Here is a 23,979-nt window from a genome sequence, read left to right on the forward strand (position 1 = left end):
ATAAAAATATTCGAGGAGACGCGATGATTAACAAGTACCTGCTGGCCAGCCTGATGGCGGCGCTGCACGCGGCGGCCGCCAGCGCGCCGCTGCTCGCGCAGTGGCCACTGGATGACGGCGGCGGCAAGCACGCCGTGGAGATGGTGTCGGGCCGCCGTGATGCGGTTGACTATGTCTTCAACCGCGCGCGCTACAAACCGGACAGTGCGCCCCTGTGGCGGCCGGCCGCCACCTGCATCCGCGGCGGCTGCCTGCAATTCGACGGCTACTCCACCGATATCAAGGCGCAGGGCTTGACCTCGGCGCAACTGGCGCACGGTTTCACGCTGAGCGCATGGGTTGCGCCGCAGGCGTTTGAATGGGGCGATGGCGGCCATTATTCGGCGTTCCTGAGCCAGTTCGACGCCGAGGCCAAGCAGGGCTTTTCCTTTGGCGTGTACCGCTTCGGGACCTGGGGCCTCAAACTGGGCATGGGCAGCGCCATCGTTGATGTGCGCATCAAGGAACGCAAGCTGCCGCGCGACGCATGGTCGCACGTGGCGGCCAGCTACGATCCGGTCACGCGGCAAGTGGCGCTGTTCCTCAATGGCGAGCGGCTGGTGCATGTTGCGGCCCCGGTGGATGGCGTGTTCGGCATGCCATCGATGCCGTTGACCCTAGGCCGCTACTCGCAGCCGGAAACGGTCGGCGGCGTATTCAAGCTCAACACCTTCCTCGGCTTGATGGATGAGGTGCGCATCAGCGCGGGTCCATCCGATGCGGCTGGCGTGGCAGCCGGCATGCAGGCCGACCTGGCCGAGCGCCACGGCGTGGTGCCGGCCCTGTCGCCATCGGACTTGCGCATTGCGCCTGCAACCTTCGACGGCGACCAGCATCGCCCGCAATACCACCTGATACCGGATGCCGGCTGGATGAATGAGCCGCACGCGCCGTTCTATTACGGCGGCCAGTATCACCTGTTCTTCCAGAAAAATCCGTTTGGCCCATTCTGGCACCAGATCCACTGGGGCCACTGGGTCAGCCCGGACCTGATGCGCTGGCGCGAACTGCCGACCGCCCTGGCGCCGGAAGATGATGGCCTTGCCACCGACGGCATCTGGTCCGGCAGTGCGACTTATGACGCGGCCGGCGCGCCGGTGCTGTTCTTCACCGCCGGTAACGACAGCGCCAAGCCGAACCAGCGCACTGGCATGGCCACGCCGCACGACCTGCGCGACCCTGAGCTGAAGCGCTGGGACAAGTATCCAGCGCCAGTCACGCTGCAGCAGGAAGGCCAGGGCCGCTACGGCGAGTTCCGCGATCCGTTCGTGTTCCGCGACGGCACACAGCAGCGCTGGTTCCAGTTGGTCGGCTCGTCGCTGAGCGGCCGCAGCGGCACGGCACTGGTCTATGAATCGAGCGACCTGCGCCACTGGGCACCGCGCGGGCCGCTGTTCTCCATCGACGCCAAGCGCTACCCGGGCTTTGAGGCGACGTGGGAACTACCGGTGCTGCTGCCAGTCGGCAAAGGCAAGGATGGCCGCGAACGCCATGTGTTCCTCAACGACGTGCGCGGCCAGGCTTACTACTGGACCGGCGTGTTTGACGCCGCCACCGCACGCTTCACGCCGGACGTGGAAGCGCCACGCGTGTTCGACCTTGGCCAAGGCCACTTCTCCGGGCCCAGCGGTTTTGTCGATCCCAAGACCGGCCGCAGCATCGTGTTCTCGATCGCCCAGGGCGAGCGCACGCTGCAAGAAGAATACGACGCCGGCTGGGCCCACAACGGCGGCCTGCCGATCACGCTGTCGCTGGGGGCGGATGGCGAGTTGCGCCTTGCGCCGATCAGCGAAACCGACACGCTGCGCCGCCAGCAACTGCTCGACATGCACGACGTCAGCGTGGCGGCAGCACAGGCAGCGCTGGCCGCCATCCACGGCGGCGCACTGGAAATCGCACTGGAGCTGGCGCCGTCCAGCCAGCAAGGCAAGCGCGGACTGCGCGTGCGTAGCGCACCCGGCCTGGAGGAACTGACCGACTTGTACGTCGACACTGCCAGCCAACGGCTGGAGATCGACCGCCGCCGCAGCACCAGCGGGCGCAATGGCGGCGTGCAGGGTGGGGCGTTTGCCTTGCAGGCGGAAGCGCTGCGCCTGCGCTTGTTCCTTGACGGGTCCATGATCGAAGCCTACGTCAACGAACGCAACAGCCTGACCAGCCGCATCTACCCAAGCCGGCGCGACGCCGATGGTCTGGGGCTGCTGGCGCAAACCGGCGATCGCATCATTTCGCTCAAAGTGTGGGCGATGGGTAGCACAGAAAAGAGGAATTGAGATGGCAGCAATCGCATTGCAGGGCGTCGGCAAGACTTACCCTGGCAACGACGCGCACTATATTTTGCGCGATATCGACTTCACCATCGCCGATGGCGAGTTCGTCGTGCTGGTCGGCCCTTCCGGCTGCGGCAAGTCGACCTTGCTGCGCATGATCGCCGGACTGGAAGACGTCAGCGCCGGCGACATCAGCATTGATGGCGAACGCGTCAACGACACGCCGCCGGCCAAGCGCGGCTTGTCGATGGTGTTCCAGAGCTACGCCTTGTACGCTCACATGACGGTGTTTGAAAACATCGCCTTCGGTCTCAGGCTGGCGCGCGTGCCCAAGGCCGAGATCAGGACGGCAGTGCAGGAGGTGGCCAGGATGCTGCAAATGGAGCACTTGCTGCAACGCCGCCCGCCGCAGCTGTCGGGAGGCCAGCGCCAGCGCGTGGCAATCGGCCGCGCCATCGTGCGCAAGCCGCGCGCCTTCCTGTTCGACGAGCCGCTGTCCAATCTGGATGCCGCCTTGCGCGCCGACATGCGGGTGGAAATCGCCCGGCTGCACCAGCAGCTGGGCGCCACCATGGTGTACGTCACCCATGACCAGGTCGAGGCAATGACGCTGGCCGACCGTATCGTGGTACTGGGACCGTCCGGCGTGCAGCAGATCGGCGCACCGATGCACTTGTACGACCGTCCAGCCAATATTTTTGTCGCCGGCTTTATCGGCAGCCCGCGCATGAATATGCTGGCCGGCAGGATCGACGCCGCCGGGCAGCTGTGGGCCGGCGGCACGCGGTTGGAATGGCAGGCGCCGGCCGGTGTGGCGCCGACCGACGTCACGGTCGGCATTCGCCCCGAACATCTGGCGGCAGCCGCTGATGGCGCGATAGGCGGCAAGGTGCTGCTGGTCGAACGGCTGGGCGCCGAATCGTATGTGCACCTGCAAGTGGATGGGCTGGACAAACCGCTGATGGTGGTGGTGCAGGGCGAGCCGCCAGCCGGTGGCGTGCAATGGCGGGTTGGCCCGGCGGCAGGACGCATCCATGTATTCAACCAAGCCGGCCTGCGTATTGATGCGCGCGCGTCGGAGTTCAATGCAATGTCGGAGGTAGCATGATCGTGGTCTGTGGAGAAGCATTGTTTGATGTGTTCAGCGATGGCGAGACGCCGGGCGGCTATGCGCTGTCGGCCCGCATCGGCGGTTCGCCGTTCAATCTGGCGGTAGGGCTGGCGCGGCTGGGCGCGGCGCCGCTGTTCTTCGGCGGCCTGTCGAACGATATGTTTGGCCGCAAGCTGACTGCTGCGCTGCAAAGCGAAGGCGTCGACACCAGCGCCGCGCCACGGCCGGCGGCATCCACCGCGCTGGTCACGGTGGATGTGGACGCCAACGGTACGCCAACTTACACCTTGTACGGCAGTGCCACCGCAGAGCGTGAAGTCACGCCGGCCGATCTGGCACAACTGCCGCTGGACGCCGCCGCCATCCACGTCGGTTCCTACTGCATGACGGTGGAGCCGGTGGCCTCGACCCTGAAAGCGCTGGTCACGCGCCAGCAAGGCCGCAGCCTGATCGCCTTCGATCCCAACGTCCGCTTGACCATCCAGCCGGACCGCAGCGTCTGGACTGACGCCATCAGCTGGATGTTGCCGGTCACTGACCTGCTCAAGATCAGCGACGAAGACGTCGAACTGGTTTATCCCGGCCTGACGCCGCAAGCGTTCATCGACCTGGCGCTGGGCGCTGGGGTGGCGTTGGTGGTGGTCACGCGCGGCGGCGATGGCGTGCTGGCGGCTACCCGCGCTGTTGGTTCGCTGGCGCTGCCGGCGCAAAAAGTCACGGTGGTCGATACGGTCGGCGCCGGCGACACCTTCCAGGCTGCGCTGCTGTCCCACCTGTCGCGCCAGGGACTGCTCACGCGCAGCGGCCTTGAAACGGCAGACCGCCCGGCCTTGCTGGCGGCGCTGCATTTCGCTAGCCGGACAGCAGCCATCACCTGTTCCCGGCGCGGCGCCGATATGCCAACACTGGAGGAGGTGCCTGACCACGATTAACCCGCTGTACCTGGTATGACAACGTTGGACATAACAAAACCTACCCCGGCGGCGGCGTGCCGCTTGATAATCATAATAGGAGATGAGGCATGAAATATTCGATTACCCGTTACACCCGTTACATCAGCCGTTCGGCGGCACTGGCGATTTGCCTGGCGCCGGCACTGGTGTATGCGCAGCAGCAGGCAAGTGTTGCCAAGGATGCGCCAAAAGCTGCCGAGATTACCGATCCGGCAGCGGTGGTGATCGTCACCGGCGTGACCAAGACCACCACCAAGAAGAACGCGACGTTCTCGATCAACACCATGGGCAGCGAAGAAATCCAGCGCCTCGCGCCGATGAGTACCGCCGACTTGCTGGCTAACTTTCCCGGCCTGTACTCCGAGGGCAGCAGTGCCGGCGAGGCCAGCAACAACATCACGGTACGCGGCCTGCCAGTCACCGGCGGCTATCGCTTTGCGCCGCAGCTGATCGATGGCTTGCCGGCCTACGAGGAACCGGAAGCGCCGTTCATGAACAACGACGTGTTTATCCGCGACGATCTGATGACCGAGAGCGTGGAAGTAGTCAAGGGCGGCCCGGGCGGCATCCTGTATTCCAACGGCCTCGGCGCGACCGTCAACCACGTCACCCGTACCGGTGGCGATCGCCTGGCCGGCGGCTACAAGGTCGAGTACGCCGACTATGGTTTCCTGCGCCAGGATGCGTTCATCTCCGGCCCGCTGACGCCCAACCTGACCGGCGCCGTCGGCGGCTTCTACCGCCGCAGCGACGGCATCCGCGACACCGGCTACACCGCCGACCGCGGCGGCCAGATACGCGGCAATCTGGTTTACACCAGCAATGACCGCAAGACCACCGCCCGTGCCGATGCCGTGCTGCTCAACGACCGCACCGCGTTCTACCAGAACCTGCCGATCTCGGTGCCGCGCTTCAGCAATCCGGGCACGCCGTCCAACCCGACTGCCATCAGCCAGGACAGCATTCAGTCGCTGGGGATCGACTTCGCGCATGGCACTACGGCCTCGCCTTACAACCGCTACTTCAAGATGATCGGGGAATACGGCAGCCGCACCATCGACCAGGCAGATGGCATCCATCCCGATTTCAAGCTGCTCACGCTGAGCGGTTCGCACGAGCTGGAGGATGGCTGGAAACTGTCGGCCGGGCTGCGCTACACCACCGGCAGCAATGGCTTTAACGGCGTCTTCACCGGCAACGATACCGCCACCTCGACCAACTTCCTCAACGCCCGCTACCAGAACGATGTGATCTCGCCGGCGCATGGCGCGGCCCTGAACTGCAACCTTGGCAACGCCAAGCTGATAGGCTTCTTCAACGTCCCCGCCAGCAACGCCTGCGGCGCGTTTGCCAACATCAGCCGCGAGGATTTCATCAAGAAATATGCGAAGGCGACTGGTGTGGCTGGCCGCTACCAGAACGATGGCTCGCCGGTGCCGGCCTCGGCCAATCTGAATTTCATGATTCCCTTCATTGCCGATGTGGATGCGTCCAGCACCTCGCTGGATTTGAAAACCCAGAAATCGTTCATGCTGAAGGGCGCGCATGACCTGACCTTTGGCGTCTACAAGAGCCGCTACAAGTACGCACCGAACTTCCAGCAGGCGCTGCTGGTAAGCGATGTCTCCAACCAGTCGCGCCTGGTGGACCTGATCGCGGTCGACGCAGACGGCAAGCAAGTCGGTCCGAGCCTGACGCAGGGCGGTGCGATCTTGCCGGGCTGGGGCGGCTTCGTCAGCAACATTCAAGGCGATGGCAACGCCGCCTATCTGCTCGACCATTGGGAAACCATGGGTAACAAGCTCAAGATCGACGCCGGCGTGCGCTGGCAAAATCTGAAGGCCGATGTGGTGCGCCGCGATCGCAACGTCATCACCGACCTGACGCCGGCCGGCGTCGTGGTCGGCTCCACGCAAGACACGACCGCCGACAATGAAGTCAGTCTGCCGGGTGATGCGCATCGCCTGCAGCGCACTTACCACGGGTTCGGCTGGTCGCTGGGCGGCAACTACAGCTTCAGCAAAGCGTTCGCCGTGTACGGGCTGGCGTCGGATTCGTTCCGCTTGCCGAGCCTGCAGGACGTGAACGACTTCGCGACCGCCGGCGCCACGGTGGTCAATGGCAAGCCCGTGGAAGTGAGCGCGGTCGAGCATATCCGCCAGTATGAGTTCGGTCTGCGTTACCTGACGCGCGGCTTTGGCGCGTCGGTGGCCGCGTTCTACAACAACTTCTCGCCGCGCAGCGCGATCAACATCTACAAGGATATCCAGTCCTCGTCGTGCGCGGTGCAAGGCGGCGTTACGCAGATTAATTCCTGCCCGGATGTGGTTCAGCTGTACCAGCGCGGGGTGCAGAACATCGGTACCGAAATTGAGCTGAGCTGGCGTCCGGCCGCACTGGAAGGACTGGAATTGAAAGGCAATGTGGTGCTGCAGAATCCGAAAGTGAATGGCGCTAACTACACCATCACCCAGGAAGACAAGGACAGCAAAGGTGTGATCACAGGCTACCATTACGTGCAGATCAGCGAAGATGGCCGCCGTCCACGCCGCCTGCCGAAAGTGATGGTTAACCTGATGCCGTCGTATGACCTGAAGCCGCTGACCGATGTGCCAGTGAGCTTGTATGCGCAGTACCAGTACTACGGTGCGCGCTTCTCTGAGGCGACCGATAGCAATGTGACACTGTATCCGTCCTACCATATCATCAATGCCGGAGCGCAATATCAGATCAGCGAACGCTTGAGTGCGCACTTGCACGTGGCCAATCTGACCAATCAACTGTCGTTTACCGAGGGAGATCCGCTCTTCAACGATCTGCTGTCGCCAGACGGTAGCCGTAACCGCGGCGTGGCACGGCCGCTGTTTGGCCGTACCGTCCGCTTCAGCCTGACGTACATGTTCTAAGCAATGTCATTGAGATGGCCGCCCATGTGACGGCCATTCCTTCCCCCAATGACTGCCATCGCGCGGGGAAACAGCAGTCCAGCCTGATGCACGCAGTTCCCTCCCGATAAACTATTGATCAAGCCATGCATAACCAGCAGAACCGGGCCATCGCTGGCTGGCAAAATAAGCATCTGAGCAGTTGCTTTGGCCCGGATTCTAGTGATTTTATGGGATGTCGCGCCGGGTGAGTATCCTCAACGATGTAATGCCAAGGTCCGAGATGGGACGGAATCGGGCCTGGCCTAAGGAAGGCGGCGCGGGTAGTTGGTGGCCATTGTGAGGCAAATGTAGCCTTTTATTGCTGAGGCTTGACGGTGATCAAAACGTCCGAAAATGGCGGGCTGGTGCGGTAAAAAATGCGGTGTAACTGTAAGTCTTTGATTTTTATAGGTGGAATACGGCCTGCAAAGTCGTTTTGTTGGATAGCCTACCACTCCGCGACCACACCTCTTTTGTTGATGGTATTTTTGATGGTTGTGCAGCCTCGAGAGCTTTAGAAATCCTTGCAAGCCAACCAGATGAAGGGCTAATTGATTATCGAGTGGGAAGGGAGGCTTGTAACGTGGAGGCTGGCAGACCGCAGAGGACGTTGTGGGGTGCGTCAGCTTTACGCAAAATTTACGCATCCACGCGCTAACCCATTGAAAATATGGGGAGTTCGATTCCGGCTCGGAGCACCATTACCTCATCCGCAGACGTCCACGCACGTCACGGTTTTTCTCCTTGTCATAGGAGACATCGTGCGCATTCCCGCACCGCCACCATCTCACGCGCCGATCTGCCGCCGCGTGCATGTCGATGCGCCGCCCTAGTCCGCGGCGCTAGCAACCAAGCGCTATCAGGGCTCCGCCACGGATTTCGCAGTGCCGGTTCCTGCTCAACTTATGCCGTTGCGCTTCGCGGCAGGACGAGATAGATTTGCCGTGACAATTTGTGATTTTTTCATAGGGGCAAGCTGTTATGCTGCCCTCGTAGACCAAGTCCGGCCAGGAAAGGACGGTCAGATCCGACAGACACGGAAGCCTGACTAAAAAAGATTGGAGTGGTTCAATGGCAGCAGATATTGAGATGATGCTCTTCCCATCCCAGGGAGCGTTTGCGCATTGGCTTGCAGCCCATCACGAGGGCTCTGACGGGGTGTGGCTGCAGCACTCGAAAAAAGGGGCCCCGGTCCCTAGCGTAAGCTATCAAGAGGCATTGGAAGTTGCGTTGTGCTTCGGCTGGATTGACGGCCAGAAGCGTTCGCTCGACCTCCATCACTATTTGCAGCGCTGGACACCGCGTCGCCCACGCAGTCTATGGTCCAAGGTCAATCGCGAGAAGGTGCTTAGGTATATTGAGGAGGGCAAGATGCAGCCGAGCGGCCTGGCTGAAATCGAGCGAGCGAAAAAGGATGGACGATGGGATGCAGCATACGAATCGGCTAGCATGGCGAGCGTGCCGCCCGAACTGCATGCCGCATTCGCTGACCACCCCGGGGCAGCCGAATTTTTCGCCACTCTCAATTCGCAAAACCGCTATGCAGTGTTATTCCGGGTGCAGACAGCAATAAAGCCTGAGACCAAAGTACGCAAGGCACAGGAGTATGCAGCCATGCTGGCTCGGCATGAGACGCTTCAGCCGCTCATGGCGAAGAAGTTGAGGTGAGTAGAGCGTTGATGGCCATTTGCCACAGCGGTATTCTTAGTAACACATATTTCATTAATTAATTCACATGCAGATTGCAACGATTATTGGTTTGGCAGGTACGGTAACATGCGTAGGTCTCTTCATTAAACAAAAGAACTGGTTGCTCGCTACCGCTTTTGTTTTTTCTACGGCATATCTGATATTGGATAAGGTAATTCACATTTCGGTGGTGCCTTATTTTTTGGTTCCTTGGTTTGCATACTTGTTTTTTGCTCTTGTTGCGTATGAGATTTTTCGAACGGTTGTCCTCAAATAGTCTCGTGTCGGCTGTGGATTCTATCGGTCAACGCAACGCTCTAACCTAAAACCGCGAAAATTTAGTGCGCGCACTGGCCAACGCATTTCTCGCCACGCTTAACAAGGATAGAAGTGAATCTATACATGATTAGAAGTCTCTTGACGATCTCCGCAATTTTCGGTCTCAGCCTACCGCTTGCCGCACTTTGTGCCAATAAAAGTCCAGATAAAATAACGTTGGAGAAGATGGTATGCCCGGCCTCAAGCATAAAGAATGCTGTGTGCATAAAAGCCATCGTTCCTGAAAACTACGATTTACCTCATAGTCGCCAAATTAGTTTGGATGTGGCCATCCTCAAAGCCGCCATTCCGGCCAGTCCGTCGCGATCGCTTTTTGTGCTCCAGGGTGGCCCAGGTCAAAGAACTACTTCGACGATAGAGGACGAATCTGAGGTTTGGAAAAAACTGGGACGGACGCATGACCTTGTATTTATCGATCAGAGAGGCACAGGTATTTCACCAGACCTCCATTGCGCGAACCCGGATGAAGACAAAAGTGTCTTGCTGAGAGATCTCTGGCCAGCCGAAAATCTCGCCGCATGCGCTAGACGCTTGTCCGGCACTGTCGATCTGACCCGGTATACGACGACCGAAGCCGCACGCGACTTAAACAATATCCGGGCAGCTTTGTCTTACGATCAGATTGGTATAGTGGCCTATTCTTATGGAACCCGCTTGGCACAGGAATATCTTCGCCATTATGATAATTCGGTGCGCGCGACATTGCTAATGGGCCCAGTGGCGCCAGGGACATATGTACCCGCCGGCCTTGCCAGCGAGGCTGAAATCTCTTTAACCCAAATATTAAACCGATGCAAAGCCGACAAAAAATGTTCGACCGCGTTTCCAGATGTCTTTGGTGATCTGGAAAAATTGAAGGCTATTCTCAACGGACGAGGTCTTGTTCTGCACAAAGGATCGAAAGGCCAGGCCAACGACGTGCATATTTCTTCCGGTGTTGTGGCGTCATATTTACGCATGTATCTTTACGCAGTATCAAGCGCGGCATCCTTGCCGCGATTGATACACACGCTTGCCAACGAAGACAAGAATCAAGAACAGCTCGCGTTGATTGTACAATGGCGCGAACAATTCGAAGATGCGGCGCCTTGGGGGTTGTACATGGCTATCACATGCAATGAGGATTTGCCTTTCATCGATGAGAAGAAAGAACGTGCCCTTGCCGCAGGTACCCTAGTCGGATCATTCCGCATCGATCAGCAGTTTGCCGCTTGCCGGAACTGGCCGCGGCGTCAGGTAAGTCCGGAATTTCATACCCCCGTCGATTCCGGCAAGCCGATCTTGCTACTTGCTGGCCAATTTGATCCGTCTACTCCCTCAAGCAACAGCGAACAAATTATCTCCCATATGCCGAATGGAAAATTAATCATTGTCCCCAACAGGTCGCACGCCATGTTTGAAGATTGGAACGCGTGCCTTGAAAAGGTAACGACCAATTTCCTGGAAAATGCAAATGCAAGAACAGTCGACACTGCCTGCGTGAACCGCCTCAGATTGCCGAATTTCGACATCGCACCCCTGTAGATTTTGATGCTTTCGATCTGATAAAGAAAGCGTCGTAATCGCGAAATGAATCGCCACGGAAATTTAGGAGGCTGGTTAGTGTGAGTCAGGCCGATTACCTTGATCCGTACAGAGCCGCACAGCACTGGTGCAAAAAATGACATAGTGCACCGCGCCTGTTCGGCGAACGCTGGGATTGGAGCTTGCAAGATGGCATACAGTTTGCATATGGCATTGCAACTCGTTTAACAGGTGACTCAAACAATGCCATCTCCCGTCGCGCGCCATCTCCATCTACTTTTGCTTGGTTTAGTCTTGGGCATCGCCACCGGCCCGGCCAGCCCCGCCGCACACGGGCCGCGCCCGGTGAAGGTCATGTTGATCAGCATGTTCGCGCAGGAGGCGGCGGTCTGGACCGACAAGCTCGGGCTGGATCAGGCGATTCCGGTGCCGGGGTTGTCGCCGGTCTATCCGGCGGTGCGCTGCAACAACGACGACGTCTGCCAGATGACCACCGACATGGGCAAGGCCAACGCCTCGGCCTCGGTGTCGGCGCTGGCGCACAGCGGTCTGTTCGACCTCAGGCAAACCTATTTCATCATCGCCGGGATCGCCGGCGTCGATCCGGCCCAGGGCACGACGGGCACCGCGGCATGGTCGCGCTATCTGGTGGATTCGGACCTGGCGTGGGAGTTGGATGCCCGCGAGCGTCCGGCCGGCTGGTCGACCGGCTATCTCGGCATCAACACCAAGACGCCCGGCGTCAAGCCGCCGCTCGGTTATGACACCGAGGTGTACAAGCTCAACGACCGTTTGCTGGACAAGGCGCTGTCGTTGTCGCGCGGCGTGGCGCTGGCCGATTCCGCCGAGGCCAAGGCGTATCGCGCGCTTTACGCGGCCGCGCCCGGCAACCAGCCGCCGCAGGTCACGCAGTGCGATTCCATGACGGGCAATAACTGGTACCACGGCGATTTGCTCGGGCAGCGCGCGCGCGACTGGTTCAAGCTGCTCACCGACGGCCAGGGCACATATTGCATGAGCTCCCAGGAAGACAACGCAAGCTACACCGCGTTGAAGCGCGCCGCCGTCGCCGGTTTGCTGGACGACCAGCGCGTGGCGGTACTGCGCACAGCCTCCAACTTCGACCGTCCGCATCCGGGCCAGACGCCGCTGGCATCGTTGTCCGCCAAGTCAGGAGGCTTCACGATCGCGCTGCAGAACCTGTATCTGGCTGCCGCTCCGCTGGTGCGCGACATCGTCGAACATTGGCCGGACAGCAAACAGATCGACAGCGCTCCGGTTGCCGGGGTGACCGGCGGTGCGCCGTTGGCGCCGAAGGTAATGATCGTCAACATGTTCAGCGGCGAAGCCGCTCCCTTCATCAAGGCGCTGCGGCTGACGACGGGCTACAAGGTGCCGGGCTTGTCGCCGCGCTACCCCGAGGTGCTCTGCGACCGCGACAATATTTGCCAGGTCACCACCGACATGGGCTACAGCAACGCGGCCGCCACCATGAGCGCCTTGTTCTACGCCAGCGGTTTCGACCTGCGCAATACCTACTTCATCATTGCCGGCATCGCCGGCATCAATCCGAACCTGGGCACCGTCGGTTCGACCACCTGGGCCGACTACGCCATCGACTATTCGCTGGCGCACGAGATCGATGCCCGCGAAATGCCTGCGGGTTGGGCCTCGGGCTACTTCGGCATCGACACCGATTCGCCGTCCAGGAAGCCGGCGTTCCGCTATCGCACCGAGGTGTTCCAGCTCAACCATCAACTGGTGACGCGCGCCTTCGACCTGTCCAAAAATGTCGCGCTGGGCGACTCGGATGCCGCGCGGACCTATCGCGCCGGCTTTACCAGCGGCCCAGCCAACCAGCCGCCGACGGTGCTGCGCTGCGATACCGTGTCGACCGACACCTGGTTCGGCGGCAGCGCGCTGGCGAGCCGGGCGCAAGCCTGGTCGTCGCTGCTTACCGACGGCAAGGCCTCGTACTGCACCGCCCAGCAAGAGGACAATTCGACGCTCGAGGTGCTGAGGCGCGCCGACGCGGCCGGGAAGGCCGATTTCAAGAGGGTGCTGATCTTGCGCGCCGGCTCGGACGTGGACCGGCCGCATCGGGGGCAAACCAACAGCGATGTACTACTGAACTACACCCAGCAGGGCGGCTTCGAGCCTGCCGCAGCGAACCTGCTGCTGACCGCCCAGCCAGTCATCAAGGAGATTATCGATCAATGGGGAGACTGGAAGAAGGGCGTCCCCGGGCGTTAAACGCTTCTGTCTTGCCAAGTTGATAGTGCCATGCTCTGCCGGATCGCTTAAAATTGTCATCTGCCGCTATACTTGGACGGCAAGGGCAGGTCCACGTCGCAGAGCGAGGTATTGTGAGTAACAACTTGGGTGATGAAAATACGCGGGGCTGGATGTTGAGCGGTGCCGGCCATTTCGCCGGCCTCCTTGTGGCCGCGGCTTCATTGCTGATGCCGCCGGTAATGGCGGCCACCTCCGGCGCCAGCGCCAGCGTCATGTTGGAAGAGCTCACCAGCACTGAATTGCGCAGCCGCATCGAGCACGGCGCGACCACGATCCTGATCCCCATCGGCGGCGTAGAGCAGAGCGGCCCCTACATTGCGCTCGGCAAGCACAACGTCCGCGCCGGCATCATCGCGGCCATGATTGCCCAGAAACTCGGCAATACGATGGTCGCGCCGGTGGTATCCTACGTGCCGGAAGGCGCGGTCAATCCACCGGCCGGTCACATGCGGTTTAGCGGCACCATTTCGATCCCGACCTCAGCTTTCGAGGCGCTGCTCGAGGGCGCGGCGGCGAGTTTTCGTCAGCACGGCTTTCGCGACATCATCTTCATCGGTGACCACGGCGGCTATCAGCAAAACGAAGTGAACGTGGCGCAAAAGCTGAACCGCGCCTGGGGCAAGGATGATCCCGCCCGCGCTCACGCGCTGCTCGAATATTACGATATCACCCAGACCGCGTTTGTCGACGATTTGAAAAAGCAAGGCTACAGCAGCGCCGAAATCGGCCTGCACGCTGGACTGAACGATGCTTCCCTGATGCTTGCCACCGCACCGTCGATGGTACGCGTCGAGGCGATGTCCCACGGTCCGAAGCCCGGGGTGGCCGATGGCGTGCGCGGCGACGCCACGCGCGCCACCGCTGAACTGGGACGGCTGGGCGTTCAACGCCAGGTCGACGCATCGGTCAACGCGATCAGAACGATCCTTAACGAACGCCACCACTAAGCGACCTGCCGCGCGGGCGCTGCATCGAATATAGGGACTGCATCATATGAAAGCTACCAAACATACTACCAATCCAGCCCGCACCGGGCGCCGCACCCAGCGCCTGGCCATCGCCGGCATGGGCATACTCGCGTTGTCGGTTGTGGGCCTGTGCAGCCAGTACGCCGGCGCCAAGGGGGCGGCCGCGGCCAGCGCACCGGCCCCGATGGGCGCCTATTCCCCCTTGCCCGGCATGCCGCCGTTGAGCGATCCGGGGAACGTCTACGGCGATACCGGGCCTGATCGCATGAGCGCGGTCGTCAAGGATCACCTGGCGCGCATCTATGTGCCCAACCTGCGGTCGAACGATGTTTATGTCATCGATCCGGAGACGCTCAAGGTGGTCGACAAGTTCAAGGTGGGCATCGGCCCGCAGCACGTCGTACCCGCCTACGACCTGCGGACGCTTTGGGTGGCGAACAATGCAGAGCGTACCAAACTGGGTAGCCTGACGCCGATAGACCCGCTCAGCGGCAAGCCGGGAGCGTCGGTGCCGGTGGAAGATCCATATAATATGTACTTCACGCCGGACGGCAAATCAGCCATCGTGGTGGCCGAGGCGGTGCGTCGCCTGGACTTCCGCGATCCCAAGACCATGGCGCTGCAGTATTCGATCGAAACGCCGTCTTGCGGCGGTATCAACCACGCCGATTTTTCCAACGACGGCCGCTACGCCGTGTTCACCTGCGAGTTCGACGGCACCATCGCCAAGATCAACCTGGAGGCGCGCAAGGTGGCCGGCTACCTGAAGCTCAAGATGCCGTCCTCGCGGTATTCCGAGGCGGCGTCCGCGGGGGCGCTTGCGTCTGAAATCTGCACCAGCAAAAAAGGTATGCCACAAGACATACGCATCTCGCCCGATGGTACCAAGTTCTACATAGCCGACATGGAAGCCGATGGCCTGCACGTTGTCGATGGCGCCTCGTTCAAGGAAGTCGGCTTCATTCCGACGGGCGTGGGCACGCACGGCATCTACCCCAGCCGGGATGGCAAGCGCCTGTATGTGGCTAACCGCGGCACCCACCGTATCCACGGCAAACGCAAGGGCAAGGGCAGCGTCAGCGTCGTCGATTTCGCTACCGACAAAGTGGTCGCCAACTGGTCCGTCCCTGGTGGCGGCAGTCCCGACATGGGTAACGTAAGTGTCGACGGCAAATATCTCTGGCTGTCTGGCCGTTTCGATGATGTGGTGTACCGCTTCGACACCGCCAGCGGCGACGTGCGGCAGGTCAAGGTCGGCCAGGAACCGCATGGCCTGACCGTATGGCCACAACCTGGCAGGTACTCACTGGGCCACACCGGCAACTTGCGTTGAGCGGGGGATCACGCAAAAAACCGATGTGAGAATTAACGCATTTTTGTGGGCTAACAGGATGTTATGCTTCATTGGCGCCGCCCGGCCGTCACTACCCCTGATTCCCCATGCCTGCTTCGCTTCCCCGTATCGCCTCGGAGGACACGTCCTCCGCGTCGCTGTCTGGCTTGCCTTGCGGTGCGTTGGCCGACCTGGTCGATCGGCGCCGCTACCTCATCCTCACCCAGTGCTGGGTGGCGGCGGTGGCGCTGCTGTTGTGGCTGGCGGTCCTGTCCGGGATGACGTCGCCTGCGTTGCTGCTGGGGCTGACGTTCGCCAACGGCATCGGCCTGGCCATGCGCTGGCCGGTGTTTGCCGCCATCGTGCCGGATCTGGTGCCGCGCGCGCAATTGCCGGCGGCGCTCGCGCTCAACGGCGTATCCATGAACGCTTCGCGCATCATCGGTCCGCTGCTGGCCGGCGCGCTGATCGCGAGTGCCGGCACGGCCTGGGTCTTTGCGCTTAACGCCGTCCTGTCGACGATGGCCGCGCTGCTCATCATGCGCTGGCGCCATGCCCCTGTTCCGAGTCCGGCGCGCGCCGAGCGCCTGTCCGTTGCCATCCTGGCCGGCGTGCGCTTCGCCGTGCAGTCGGCGCCGCTGAAGGCGCTGCTCCTGCCCCGCTGGCGCGAGGCCATGTCACGCGAGACGCTGGTGCTGCGCGGCGCCATCGTGCAGTCGGCCGCGATGTGCGGCGTGGCGTTTTCCACGCACGTCCTGGTTGCCGCCCCCATCATGTTCGTGGCAGGCATGGCCTGGATCGCGACCGCCAACGCGCTGATCGTCTCGGTGCAACTGAGCTTGCCCGACTGGGTGCGGGCGCGCGGCATGGCGATGTATCAGATGGCCATCATGGGCGCGAGCGCGGCCGGCGCCGCCTTGTGGGGCCAGGTCGCCGCGCTCGGCGGCCTGCGCACCAGTCTCTTATGCGCGGCCGCCTCGGGCGCGGTGGCCATGCAGTTGGCACACCGCTTCCGCACACCTCGATAACACATCTACGAAAGTCACCTCATGAGCAATAGCACTTACCCGCCAACCGCGGCGACCCTGTCACGCGGCCAGCGCGCCATGTGGTTTTTGTGGAATTTGAATCCCGACGGCGCGGAGTACGGCCTGCCCATGGCGTGGACCATCCGCAGCCCGCTCGACGTCGCCGCGCTCGAAGCGTCGTTGCACGACCTGGTCCAGCGCCATCCGGTCCTGCGCACCAGCTACGCCGCGCCGCACGGCGAACTGGTGCAGCTGATCCACCCGCAGGGGCGGGCGGGCTTTCAGCGGATGGACGCCACGGGATGGGATGCGCAGCGGCTGCACGCGCGGCTGACCGAGGCGGCGCACCTGCCTTTCGACCTGAAGAGCGGCCCGGTGTTCCGCTGCCACCTGTTTTCCCGCGGCGACGACGAGCATGTACTGCTGCTCAACAGCCATCACATCGCGACGGACACCTGGTCTCTGATCATCATGATGGAGGAGCTGGGCGTGCTCTATCGCGCGCGGGTAGCGGGGCAGGCGGCCGAGCTGGCGCCGGACGGGCTGTCGTACACCGACTATGTCGCCTGGCAGGATGAGCTGCTGGCGTCGCCGCGCGGCGAGGAACACTGGAGCTACTGGCAATCGCAACTGGCCGCCCCGGCCCATCTGGACCTGCCGACCGACCGTCCCCGTCCGCCGGTCCAGCGCCACGCCGGCGCCGGCCACGCGTTCCAGCTGAGCGAGGAGCTGACCCGGCAGGTACGCGCCCTGGCCAGGCAGGAGGACGTGACGTTCTACACGGTGCTGCTGGCGGCGTTCTACGCGGTGCTGTACCGCTACACCGGGCAGGACGACCTGGCCGTCGGCTCGCCGCGCTTCGGCCGCCCGCCGCAGGGCTACGAGCGCACCGTCGGCTATTTCGCCAGCCCGTGCGCGCTGCGCGTCCAGGTGGCCGGGGCGACCCCGTTCGCCCAGTTCCTGCATCAGGTGCGGGAGGTGCTGGTCGGTGCCAAGGATCACCAGGATTTCCCTTTCCCCTTGCTGGTGGAGCGCCTGGGGTTGGCGCGCGATCTGAGCCGCAGCCCGGTGTTCCAGGTCGCCTTCACCTACCAGAAGTCGCAGCTGTCCCACATGCAGGGCGTGGCGGCGGCGCGGATGGGCCTGGCCGGCGCCAGCCTGGACTTGTCGGGCCTGCGGCTCGACTCCTATCCGCTGGAACTGCGCAGCGTCAAGTTCGACCTCGACTTCGTGGTGGAGGAGGTGGACGGTTCGCTGCGCGGCGTGTGCTGGTACAACACCGATCTGTGGGACCCGGACAGCGTCGCGTATCTGGTCGAGCACTTCCAGACCCTGCTGCTCGGCGCCACCCACGCGCCCGACGTCGCGCTGGACCGGTTGCCGATGCTGACGCCGCGCGAGCAGCACATCCGCGCCGAACACAACGCCACCGACGCCCCGTTCCCGCAAGCCTGTGCCCATCGCCGGTTCGAGCAGTGGGCGGCGCGCGCGCCGTCGGCGCCGGCGCTGCGTTATGGCAGTGGCAGTGGCAGCGAAACGATGTCCTATGAAGAGCTCAACCGGCGCGCCAATCGCCTGGCGCATCACTTGCGCGGGCTGGGCCTGCAGTGGGGGCAACTGGTTGGCCTGAGCATGGAGCGCGGCCAGCCCGAACTGGTGATCGGCGTGCTGGCCATCCTGAAAGCCGGCGGCGCCTACCTGCCGCTGGATCCGGAGTATCCGCAAGACCGGCTGGCTTACATGCTGGACGACGCCGGCGTTGCCCTGCTGCTGACGCAGGCATCGCTGAGCGCGCGCTTGCCTGCGGGCGCCGCGCGGCTGGTGTGCGTCGACACCGACCTGGCCGGCATTGCGGATGCGCCGGACCACAATCCCCAGTCCAGCCCGGCACCGACCGACTTGGCCTATGTGATTTACACGTCGGGCTCCACCGGACGTCCGAAAGGGGTCATGCTGGAGCATCAAGGCCTGTCGAATCTGGCGCACGCCATGATAGACGGCTTCCAGGTGGCGCCGGACAGCCGGGTGCTGCAATTCGCCTCGTTCAGCTTCGACGCCTCGGTCAGCGAGATATTCATGACGCTGTGCGCCGGCGCCAGCCTGTGCCTGGCGTCCAAAATGGACTTGATTCCGGGGCCCACACTGGTTCATACCATCAATCATCATGGCGTCTCGGTGGTCACGCTGCCGCCGTCGGTGCTGGCGCTGCTGCAGCCGGCCGACCTGCCGACGCTGAAGACGGTGATCACGGCGGGCGAGGCCTGCAGCCTGGAACTGGTCAAGCGCTGGAGCGCCGGCTGCCGCTTCATCAATGCCTATGGCCCGACCGAGGCGACGGTGTGCGCGACGATGGCCGTGATGCAGCCGCAGGCGACGTGCGTGAGCATCGGCCAGCCGCTGGCCAACACCCGGCTGTATGTGCTGGACCCGCTGCTGCAGCCGGTGCCGCGCGGTGTCGCCGGCGAGTTGTATATCGCCGGCATCGGCCTGGCGCGCGGCTATCTCGGCCGCCCCGATCTCACCGCCGAGCGGTTTGTCGCCAATCCATTCGGCGCCCCCGGCGAACGCATGTACAAGACCGGCGACCTGGCCCGGTATCTGCAGGACGGCGGCCTGGAGTTCCTGGGCCGCCTCGACCATCAGGTCAAGATACGCGGCTTCCGCATCGAACTGGGCGAACTCGAAGCCGTCATCGGCGAGCATCCCGGCGTGCGCGACACGCTGGTGATGGCGCGGCGGGAAGCGAACAACGACCAGCGGCTGGTGGCCTACGTCATTGCCCGCGATGGCGCGGTCGTCACCGGCGCCGACCTGCGCGCCCACATGCAGGGCAAGCTGCCGGACTTCATGGTGCCGGCCGCGTTCCAGTTCCTCGATGCCTGGCCGATGACGCCCAACGGCAAGATCGACCGGCGCGCGCTGCCGGCGCCCGCCCGCCGGCTCGCCGACGCCGGCATGGCGGCGCCACGCGACCAGCTGGAGCAGCAGATCGCGGCCATCTGGCAACAGGTGCTGAACCTGGCCGCCCTGGGCATCGACGACAGCTTCTTCGACGTCGGCGGGCATTCGATGAGCATCGTGGAAGTCGAGGTGCTGCTGGAGGAGAACCTGGGCCTGACCGTGCCGACCATGGACCTGTTCCGCTTCCCGACCATCCGCGCGCTGGCCAATCACCTGCGCACCTCGCTGAGCCACGGACAGGATATGGATGCGCAGTCACGCGAGCACCGCCCCACCGTGCCGCCAACCGCGTTCATCGCGCCGGCCGGCACCGAGATCGCCATTGTCGGCATGGCCGGCAAGTTTCCCGGCGCCGTCAACGTGGAGGAATTCTGGCGCAATCTGCGCGCCGGCACCGAGTCCATCACGGAACTGACGGAGCAGCAATTGCTCGAGGCTGGCGTGGACCCGCAGCTGTTGCGCGAGCCGCGCTATGTCCGGCGCAAGGGCATCCTGGACGACGTGGCCTGTTTCGACGCGCCTTTCTTCGGCTATCCGCCGCGCGAGGCGCAGCTGATGGATCCGCAGCAGCGCCTGTTCCTGGAACTGGGCTGGCAGGCATTGGAGCATGCCGGCTACGGCGGCGCGGCTGACTGCGGCCGCGTCGGCGTGGTCGGCGGTGTCGGACGGGCAGGGTATCTGCAGCATTTCCTCGACATCCGCCCCGAATCCGCCGCCGAACTGTTCCAGACCACCATCCTGAACGAGAAGGATTTCCTGTCCACCCGCCTGGCCCACAAGCTGAACCTGCGCGGCCCCGCGCTGACGGTGCAGACGGCGTGTTCGACCTCGCTGGTGGCGGTGCACCTCGCCTGCCAGCAACTGCTGCAGGGCGACAGCGACATGGTGCTGGCCGGCGGCGTCTCGATCGAGGTGCCGCACGCGACCGGGTATCTCTACCAGGAAGGCCACATCCTCTCGCCGGACGGCCGCTGCCGGGCGTTCGACGCCGGCGCCGGCGGGACGGTGCGCGGCAGCGGCGGGGCGCTGGTTGTGCTCAAACGCTTGAGCGACGCGCAGCGCGACGGCGATACCGTCTGGGCCGTGATCAAGGGCTCGGCCATCAACAACGACGGCAACGGCAAGGTCGGTTTCACGGCGCCCAGCGTGGATGGGCAGGCCGACGTGATCGGGCAGGCGCTGCGCCGGGCCGGCGTCGATCCGCGCAGCATCGGCCTGGTCGAGGCGCATGGCACGGCCACGCCGCTGGGCGATCCGATCGAGGTCGCCGCGCTGACCCAGGCCTATCGCCTCTACACGGCCGACCGGGAATATTGTCTGCTGGGTTCGGCCAAGGCCCATATCGGCCACCTCGACACGGCGGCCGGCGTCACCGGCTTGATCAAGGCGGTGCTGGCGCTGCACCACGGCGAAGTGCCGGCCATGCCCCATTTCCAGTCGCCCAACCCCAAGCTCGGGCTGGAGCGCAGTCCCTTCCGCATCAACACCGCGCTGGCGCCATGGCCGGTGTCGGCCGCGCCGCGCCGCGCGGCGGTAAGCTCGTTCGGCATCGGCGGCACCAACGCCCACGTCATCCTGGAGCAGGCGCCGCCGGCCCCGCCCACGGCGGGCGGGCTGCCGCATCAGCTGCTGACGCTGTCGGCGAAGTCCGCGACGGCGCTGGACGCGATGAGCCGCAACCTGGCGGACTATTTGCGCGAGCACCCCGGGGCCAACCTGGCCGATATCGCCTATACGCTGCAAGCCGGACGCGCGCCGCTGCCGCACCGGCGCGCCGTGGCGTGCGCCGATGCGGCCGGCGCGGCGGATGCGCTGGCGGCCACGCCCGCGCATCCCGGCTTGACGGCGATGCCGGACGGCGCCGCGCGGGTGGTGTTCCTGTTCCCCGGCCAGGGACTGCAACAAGTAAACATGGGGCGCGGCTTGTATGCGTCCCTGCCCGAATTCCGCGCCGAGGTGGATGCCTGCGCCGAGCTGCTGCAGCCGGTGCTGGGCCTCGATCTGCGCGCCGTGCTGTATCCCGCGCCGGAGGCCGGGGAAGACGCGGCGCGGCAGCTGGCGCAGACGGCGATCACGCAGCCGGCCATGTTCGTGGTGGAGTATGCGCTGGCCCGCCAGCTCATGCACTGGGGCGTGCAGCCGCATGCCATGATGGGGCACAGCCTGGGCGAATACGTGGCAGCCTGCCTGGCCGGCGTCATGTCGCTGTCCGACGCGCTGAAGCTGGTCGCCGCGCGCGGCCAGCTGGTGCAGCGCCTGCCCGCCGGCGCGATGCTGGCGGTCGAGGCCACTCCCGCGCAGGTGCAGGCCTTCCTCGGCGCCGGGGTGGACCTGGCGGTGGTCAATGGCCCGCGCGCCTGCGTGCTGGCCGGGACCATGGAAGCGATCGCCGCATTGTCGGCCCCGCTGACGGAGGCCGGCCTGCGCAGCAAGCGCGTGCCGACCTCGCACGCTTTCCATTCCTCCATGCTCGACCCCATCCTGGACCAGTTCAGGGCACGGCTGGGCGAAGTGGCGCTGCACGCGCCGCGGATTCCTTACATCACCAACGTGACGGGATCGTGGGTGACGGCGGAGCAGGCCACCGATCCCGACCATTGGGTACGGCATATGCGCCAGACCGTGTGCTTTGCCCAAGGGCTGGAGCTGTTGCTGGAGACGCCGGACGGCATCTACCTGGAAACCGGTCCGGGGCAGACCTTCAGCGCCATTATCCAGCGCCATCCCAACAAGCAGAATGTGCGCTTCGCCGGCCAGGCGCTGGCCGGCGCCACGGAGCCATCCGACTGCGCCGCTTTGCTGGCCGCCCTGGGGAGGCTCTGGTGCAACGGTGTCGCGCCAGATTGGCGGCGCCTGCACGACCACGGGGCGCGTCGCCGTATCGCCTTGCCGGCGTATCCGTTCGACCGCTATCGCTACTGGCCCGAGGCGCGACAGGCGACGACAGCGTCGGCCACGCGCTTCGAGGCCGTAACGCGCGCCGCGCCGGCATCCGCACCGGCGCCGCAATCTTCGTCCCTGCGCCAGCTCGCGCCGCGCGACGCGTTCGAACTGGAAGTGGGCAAGGTGTTCGCGGAGATATTGGGCGTGGACGGCCTCGCGCTTGATGATAATTTCTTCGAGCTCAGTGGCAGCTCCCTGTCTTCTCTGAGCGTCATTCTGCGCCTGGAGCAGGCCTTCGATTGTAGCCTGTCCAGCGCGGTCCTGCTGGAACATCCTACGGTCGAAAGCCTGGCCCAGGCGCTGCGTTCCGGCCGCGCGTCGGGCGGTTCACGTCTGGTCGGCATGCGCACCGGCGGCAGCCGCGCGCCTCTGTTCTGCATCCATCCGTATGGCGGCCACACCATGGGCTACGTCGAGCTGACGCGTTGCCTTGGCGCCGATCAGCCGGTGTACGGAGTCCAGGCCCTTGGCTTGCAGGGAGAGGCGGCGCCGTTGGAGCGGATCGAGGACATGGCGGCAGACTATATTGCCTTGATCAAGTCGCGCCAACCGGCGGGACCCTACCATCTGGCCGGACATTCGATGGGCGGATGCATCGCGTACGAGATGGCGCGGCAGCTGCGGCTGGCCGGAGAAGAGGTCGCGCTGCTGGCGCTGATCGACTCGCGCGCGCAAAATGCCAGCGCGCAGCCGCTCTATCGCAACGGTGCGTATGGCCAGCTGGCCGGCATGGACTGGCTCGATGACGACGCTGTGCTGCTTGGTATTCTGCTGCCGCGACTGTCCATGGATTGGGACAGCCTGCGCGACGTCGCGGCAGATGAGCAGTGGCTGCATGTGCTGGAGACGGCCACGCGGCAAGGACTGCTGCCTCCGGGGGCGGGCGTGGGGCAGGTGCGGCAGATGCTTGCCGTGACCAGGGCCAACGACACAGCACTGCGCGCTTACCAGCCGCCGTCCGGCGACACGCCAGTGCTGCTGTTCTGCGGCACCGAGGGTTTCGCCCAACAATTTGGCGAGCCGGAATTGGGGTGGCGCGAGCTGGTCCCGGACACGCTGGAGGTGGTGAACCTGCCGGGCACTCACCACACCATCATGTCGGGACCGGGCGTGGCGGCGATCGCGGAACGCCTGGCGGGAGCTCTGACGCGCGGCTGACAGCCACTCGCTGTTTTTTGTCTGGTATGACGACGCACAGAGCATCACCGCCAAGGCCGCGCTGATGAACACCCATGCGCTCGGCGGCACCGGCGTCTGGGCTATGAGGATGGCACTTTCTGGATGGCGGTAGCCGCTGGAGTGGGCAATGGTGGCGGCGGTACAACAGACGGCAACATCGCCACAACGGGCACCGGCTGCGTGTGGACTGCTAATACCACTTCGACCGCAAACACCAATAAAGCGGCAGCGACGGCTGTCAATGACGGCAATACCAGCACCAGCCTGACCCTCAACGGCGCGGGGGGAAGGCGGAACCCAGGAATGGGAGGCCGCAGGCGTCACCTTCGCGGCGGCTAAGACCATTTCGTCGGCCAAGTTCATCAGCGGCGCGATCGACACCTACGGCAACGAATATTTCGAGTCCGGTTTGAGTTTGCA

General features: G+C 63.6%; 10 protein-coding genes and 2 pseudogenes. All 12 read left to right on the plus strand.

The window, feature by feature from the left end:
- The first annotated feature begins 23 nt into the window (after positions 1-23).
- The 12 genes and pseudogenes from ABWW33_RS00385 (at position 24) to ABWW33_RS00440 (ending at position 23,538) form a co-directional block, all read left to right on the plus strand.
- Entirely contained in the window at positions 24-2,312 is a 2,289-nt protein-coding gene (locus tag ABWW33_RS00385; protein WP_353397610.1) for a GH32 C-terminal domain-containing protein, read from the plus strand.
- 1 nt (position 2,313) lies between these two features.
- Positions 2,314-3,417: an ABC transporter ATP-binding protein gene (locus ABWW33_RS00390; protein ID WP_353397613.1), complete on the plus strand. Its 1,104-nt coding sequence runs from the start codon at positions 2,314-2,316 to the stop codon at positions 3,415-3,417.
- A complete protein-coding gene (locus ABWW33_RS00395; protein WP_353397616.1) occupies positions 3,414-4,352 on the plus strand; it encodes a carbohydrate kinase family protein in 939 nt (312 codons plus the stop codon). The genes ABWW33_RS00390 and ABWW33_RS00395 overlap by 4 nt, the downstream gene beginning before the upstream one ends.
- Before the next feature lie 89 nt (positions 4,353-4,441).
- Entirely contained in the window at positions 4,442-7,279 is a 2,838-nt protein-coding gene (locus tag ABWW33_RS00400; RefSeq protein WP_353397619.1) for a TonB-dependent receptor, read from the plus strand.
- A gap of 1,092 nt (positions 7,280-8,371) precedes the next feature.
- Positions 8,372-8,968: a YdeI/OmpD-associated family protein gene (locus ABWW33_RS00405; RefSeq protein WP_353397621.1), complete on the plus strand. Its 597-nt coding sequence runs from the start codon at positions 8,372-8,374 to the stop codon at positions 8,966-8,968.
- Positions 8,969-9,406: 438 nt separating this feature from the next.
- Positions 9,407-10,852 (plus strand): alpha/beta fold hydrolase, encoded by a 1,446-nt coding sequence (locus ABWW33_RS00410; protein ID WP_353397623.1) that lies wholly within the window; start codon positions 9,407-9,409, stop codon positions 10,850-10,852.
- 243 nt (positions 10,853-11,095) lie between these two features.
- A pseudogene (locus ABWW33_RS00415) lies at positions 11,096-12,100 on the plus strand (purine-nucleoside phosphorylase); the annotation flags it as partial.
- Between the two features lie 72 nt (positions 12,101-12,172).
- Positions 12,173-13,105: pseudogene (locus tag ABWW33_RS00420) on the plus strand (purine-nucleoside phosphorylase); the annotation flags it as partial.
- A 152-nt stretch (positions 13,106-13,257) separates the two neighbouring features.
- Positions 13,258-14,094 (plus strand): creatininase family protein, encoded by an 837-nt coding sequence (locus ABWW33_RS00425; protein WP_444550977.1) that lies wholly within the window; start codon positions 13,258-13,260, stop codon positions 14,092-14,094.
- 46 nt (positions 14,095-14,140) lie between these two features.
- Positions 14,141-15,448, plus strand: coding sequence for a YncE family protein (locus tag ABWW33_RS00430; RefSeq protein WP_353397629.1), 1,308 nt, complete (start codon positions 14,141-14,143; stop codon positions 15,446-15,448).
- Positions 15,449-15,555: 107 nt separating this feature from the next.
- A complete protein-coding gene (locus ABWW33_RS00435) occupies positions 15,556-16,476 on the plus strand; it encodes an MFS transporter (protein ID WP_444550973.1) in 921 nt (306 codons plus the stop codon).
- A gap of 21 nt (positions 16,477-16,497) precedes the next feature.
- On the plus strand, positions 16,498-23,538 hold the full coding sequence (locus ABWW33_RS00440; RefSeq protein WP_353397632.1) for a hybrid non-ribosomal peptide synthetase/type I polyketide synthase: 7,041 nt from the start codon (positions 16,498-16,500) through the stop codon (positions 23,536-23,538).
- Positions 23,539-23,979: the final 441 nt, after the last annotated feature.

The organism is Duganella hordei (genome assembly GCF_040369125.1).
GTDB classification, from domain to species: domain Bacteria; phylum Pseudomonadota; class Gammaproteobacteria; order Burkholderiales; family Burkholderiaceae_D; genus Rugamonas; species Rugamonas hordei.

What these genes read in the sequence shown, in the direction of transcription:
- ABWW33_RS00385 (WP_353397610.1), top strand. Translation starts at nt 24, where the DNA reads ATGATTAACAAGTACCTGCTGGCCAGCCTGATGGCGGCGCTGCACGCG.
- ABWW33_RS00390 (WP_353397613.1), top strand. Translation starts at nt 2,314, where the DNA reads ATGGCAGCAATCGCATTGCAGGGCGTCGGCAAGACTTACCCTGGCAAC.
- ABWW33_RS00395 (WP_353397616.1), top strand. Translation starts at nt 3,414, where the DNA reads ATGATCGTGGTCTGTGGAGAAGCATTGTTTGATGTGTTCAGCGATGGC.
- ABWW33_RS00400 (WP_353397619.1), top strand. Translation starts at nt 4,442, where the DNA reads ATGAAATATTCGATTACCCGTTACACCCGTTACATCAGCCGTTCGGCG.
- ABWW33_RS00405 (WP_353397621.1), top strand. Translation starts at nt 8,372, where the DNA reads ATGGCAGCAGATATTGAGATGATGCTCTTCCCATCCCAGGGAGCGTTT.
- ABWW33_RS00425 (WP_444550977.1), top strand. Translation starts at nt 13,258, where the DNA reads ATGTTGAGCGGTGCCGGCCATTTCGCCGGCCTCCTTGTGGCCGCGGCT.
- ABWW33_RS00430 (WP_353397629.1), top strand. Translation starts at nt 14,141, where the DNA reads ATGAAAGCTACCAAACATACTACCAATCCAGCCCGCACCGGGCGCCGC.
- ABWW33_RS00435 (WP_444550973.1), top strand. Translation starts at nt 15,556, where the DNA reads ATGCCTGCTTCGCTTCCCCGTATCGCCTCGGAGGACACGTCCTCCGCG.
- ABWW33_RS00440 (WP_353397632.1), top strand. Translation starts at nt 16,498, where the DNA reads ATGAGCAATAGCACTTACCCGCCAACCGCGGCGACCCTGTCACGCGGC.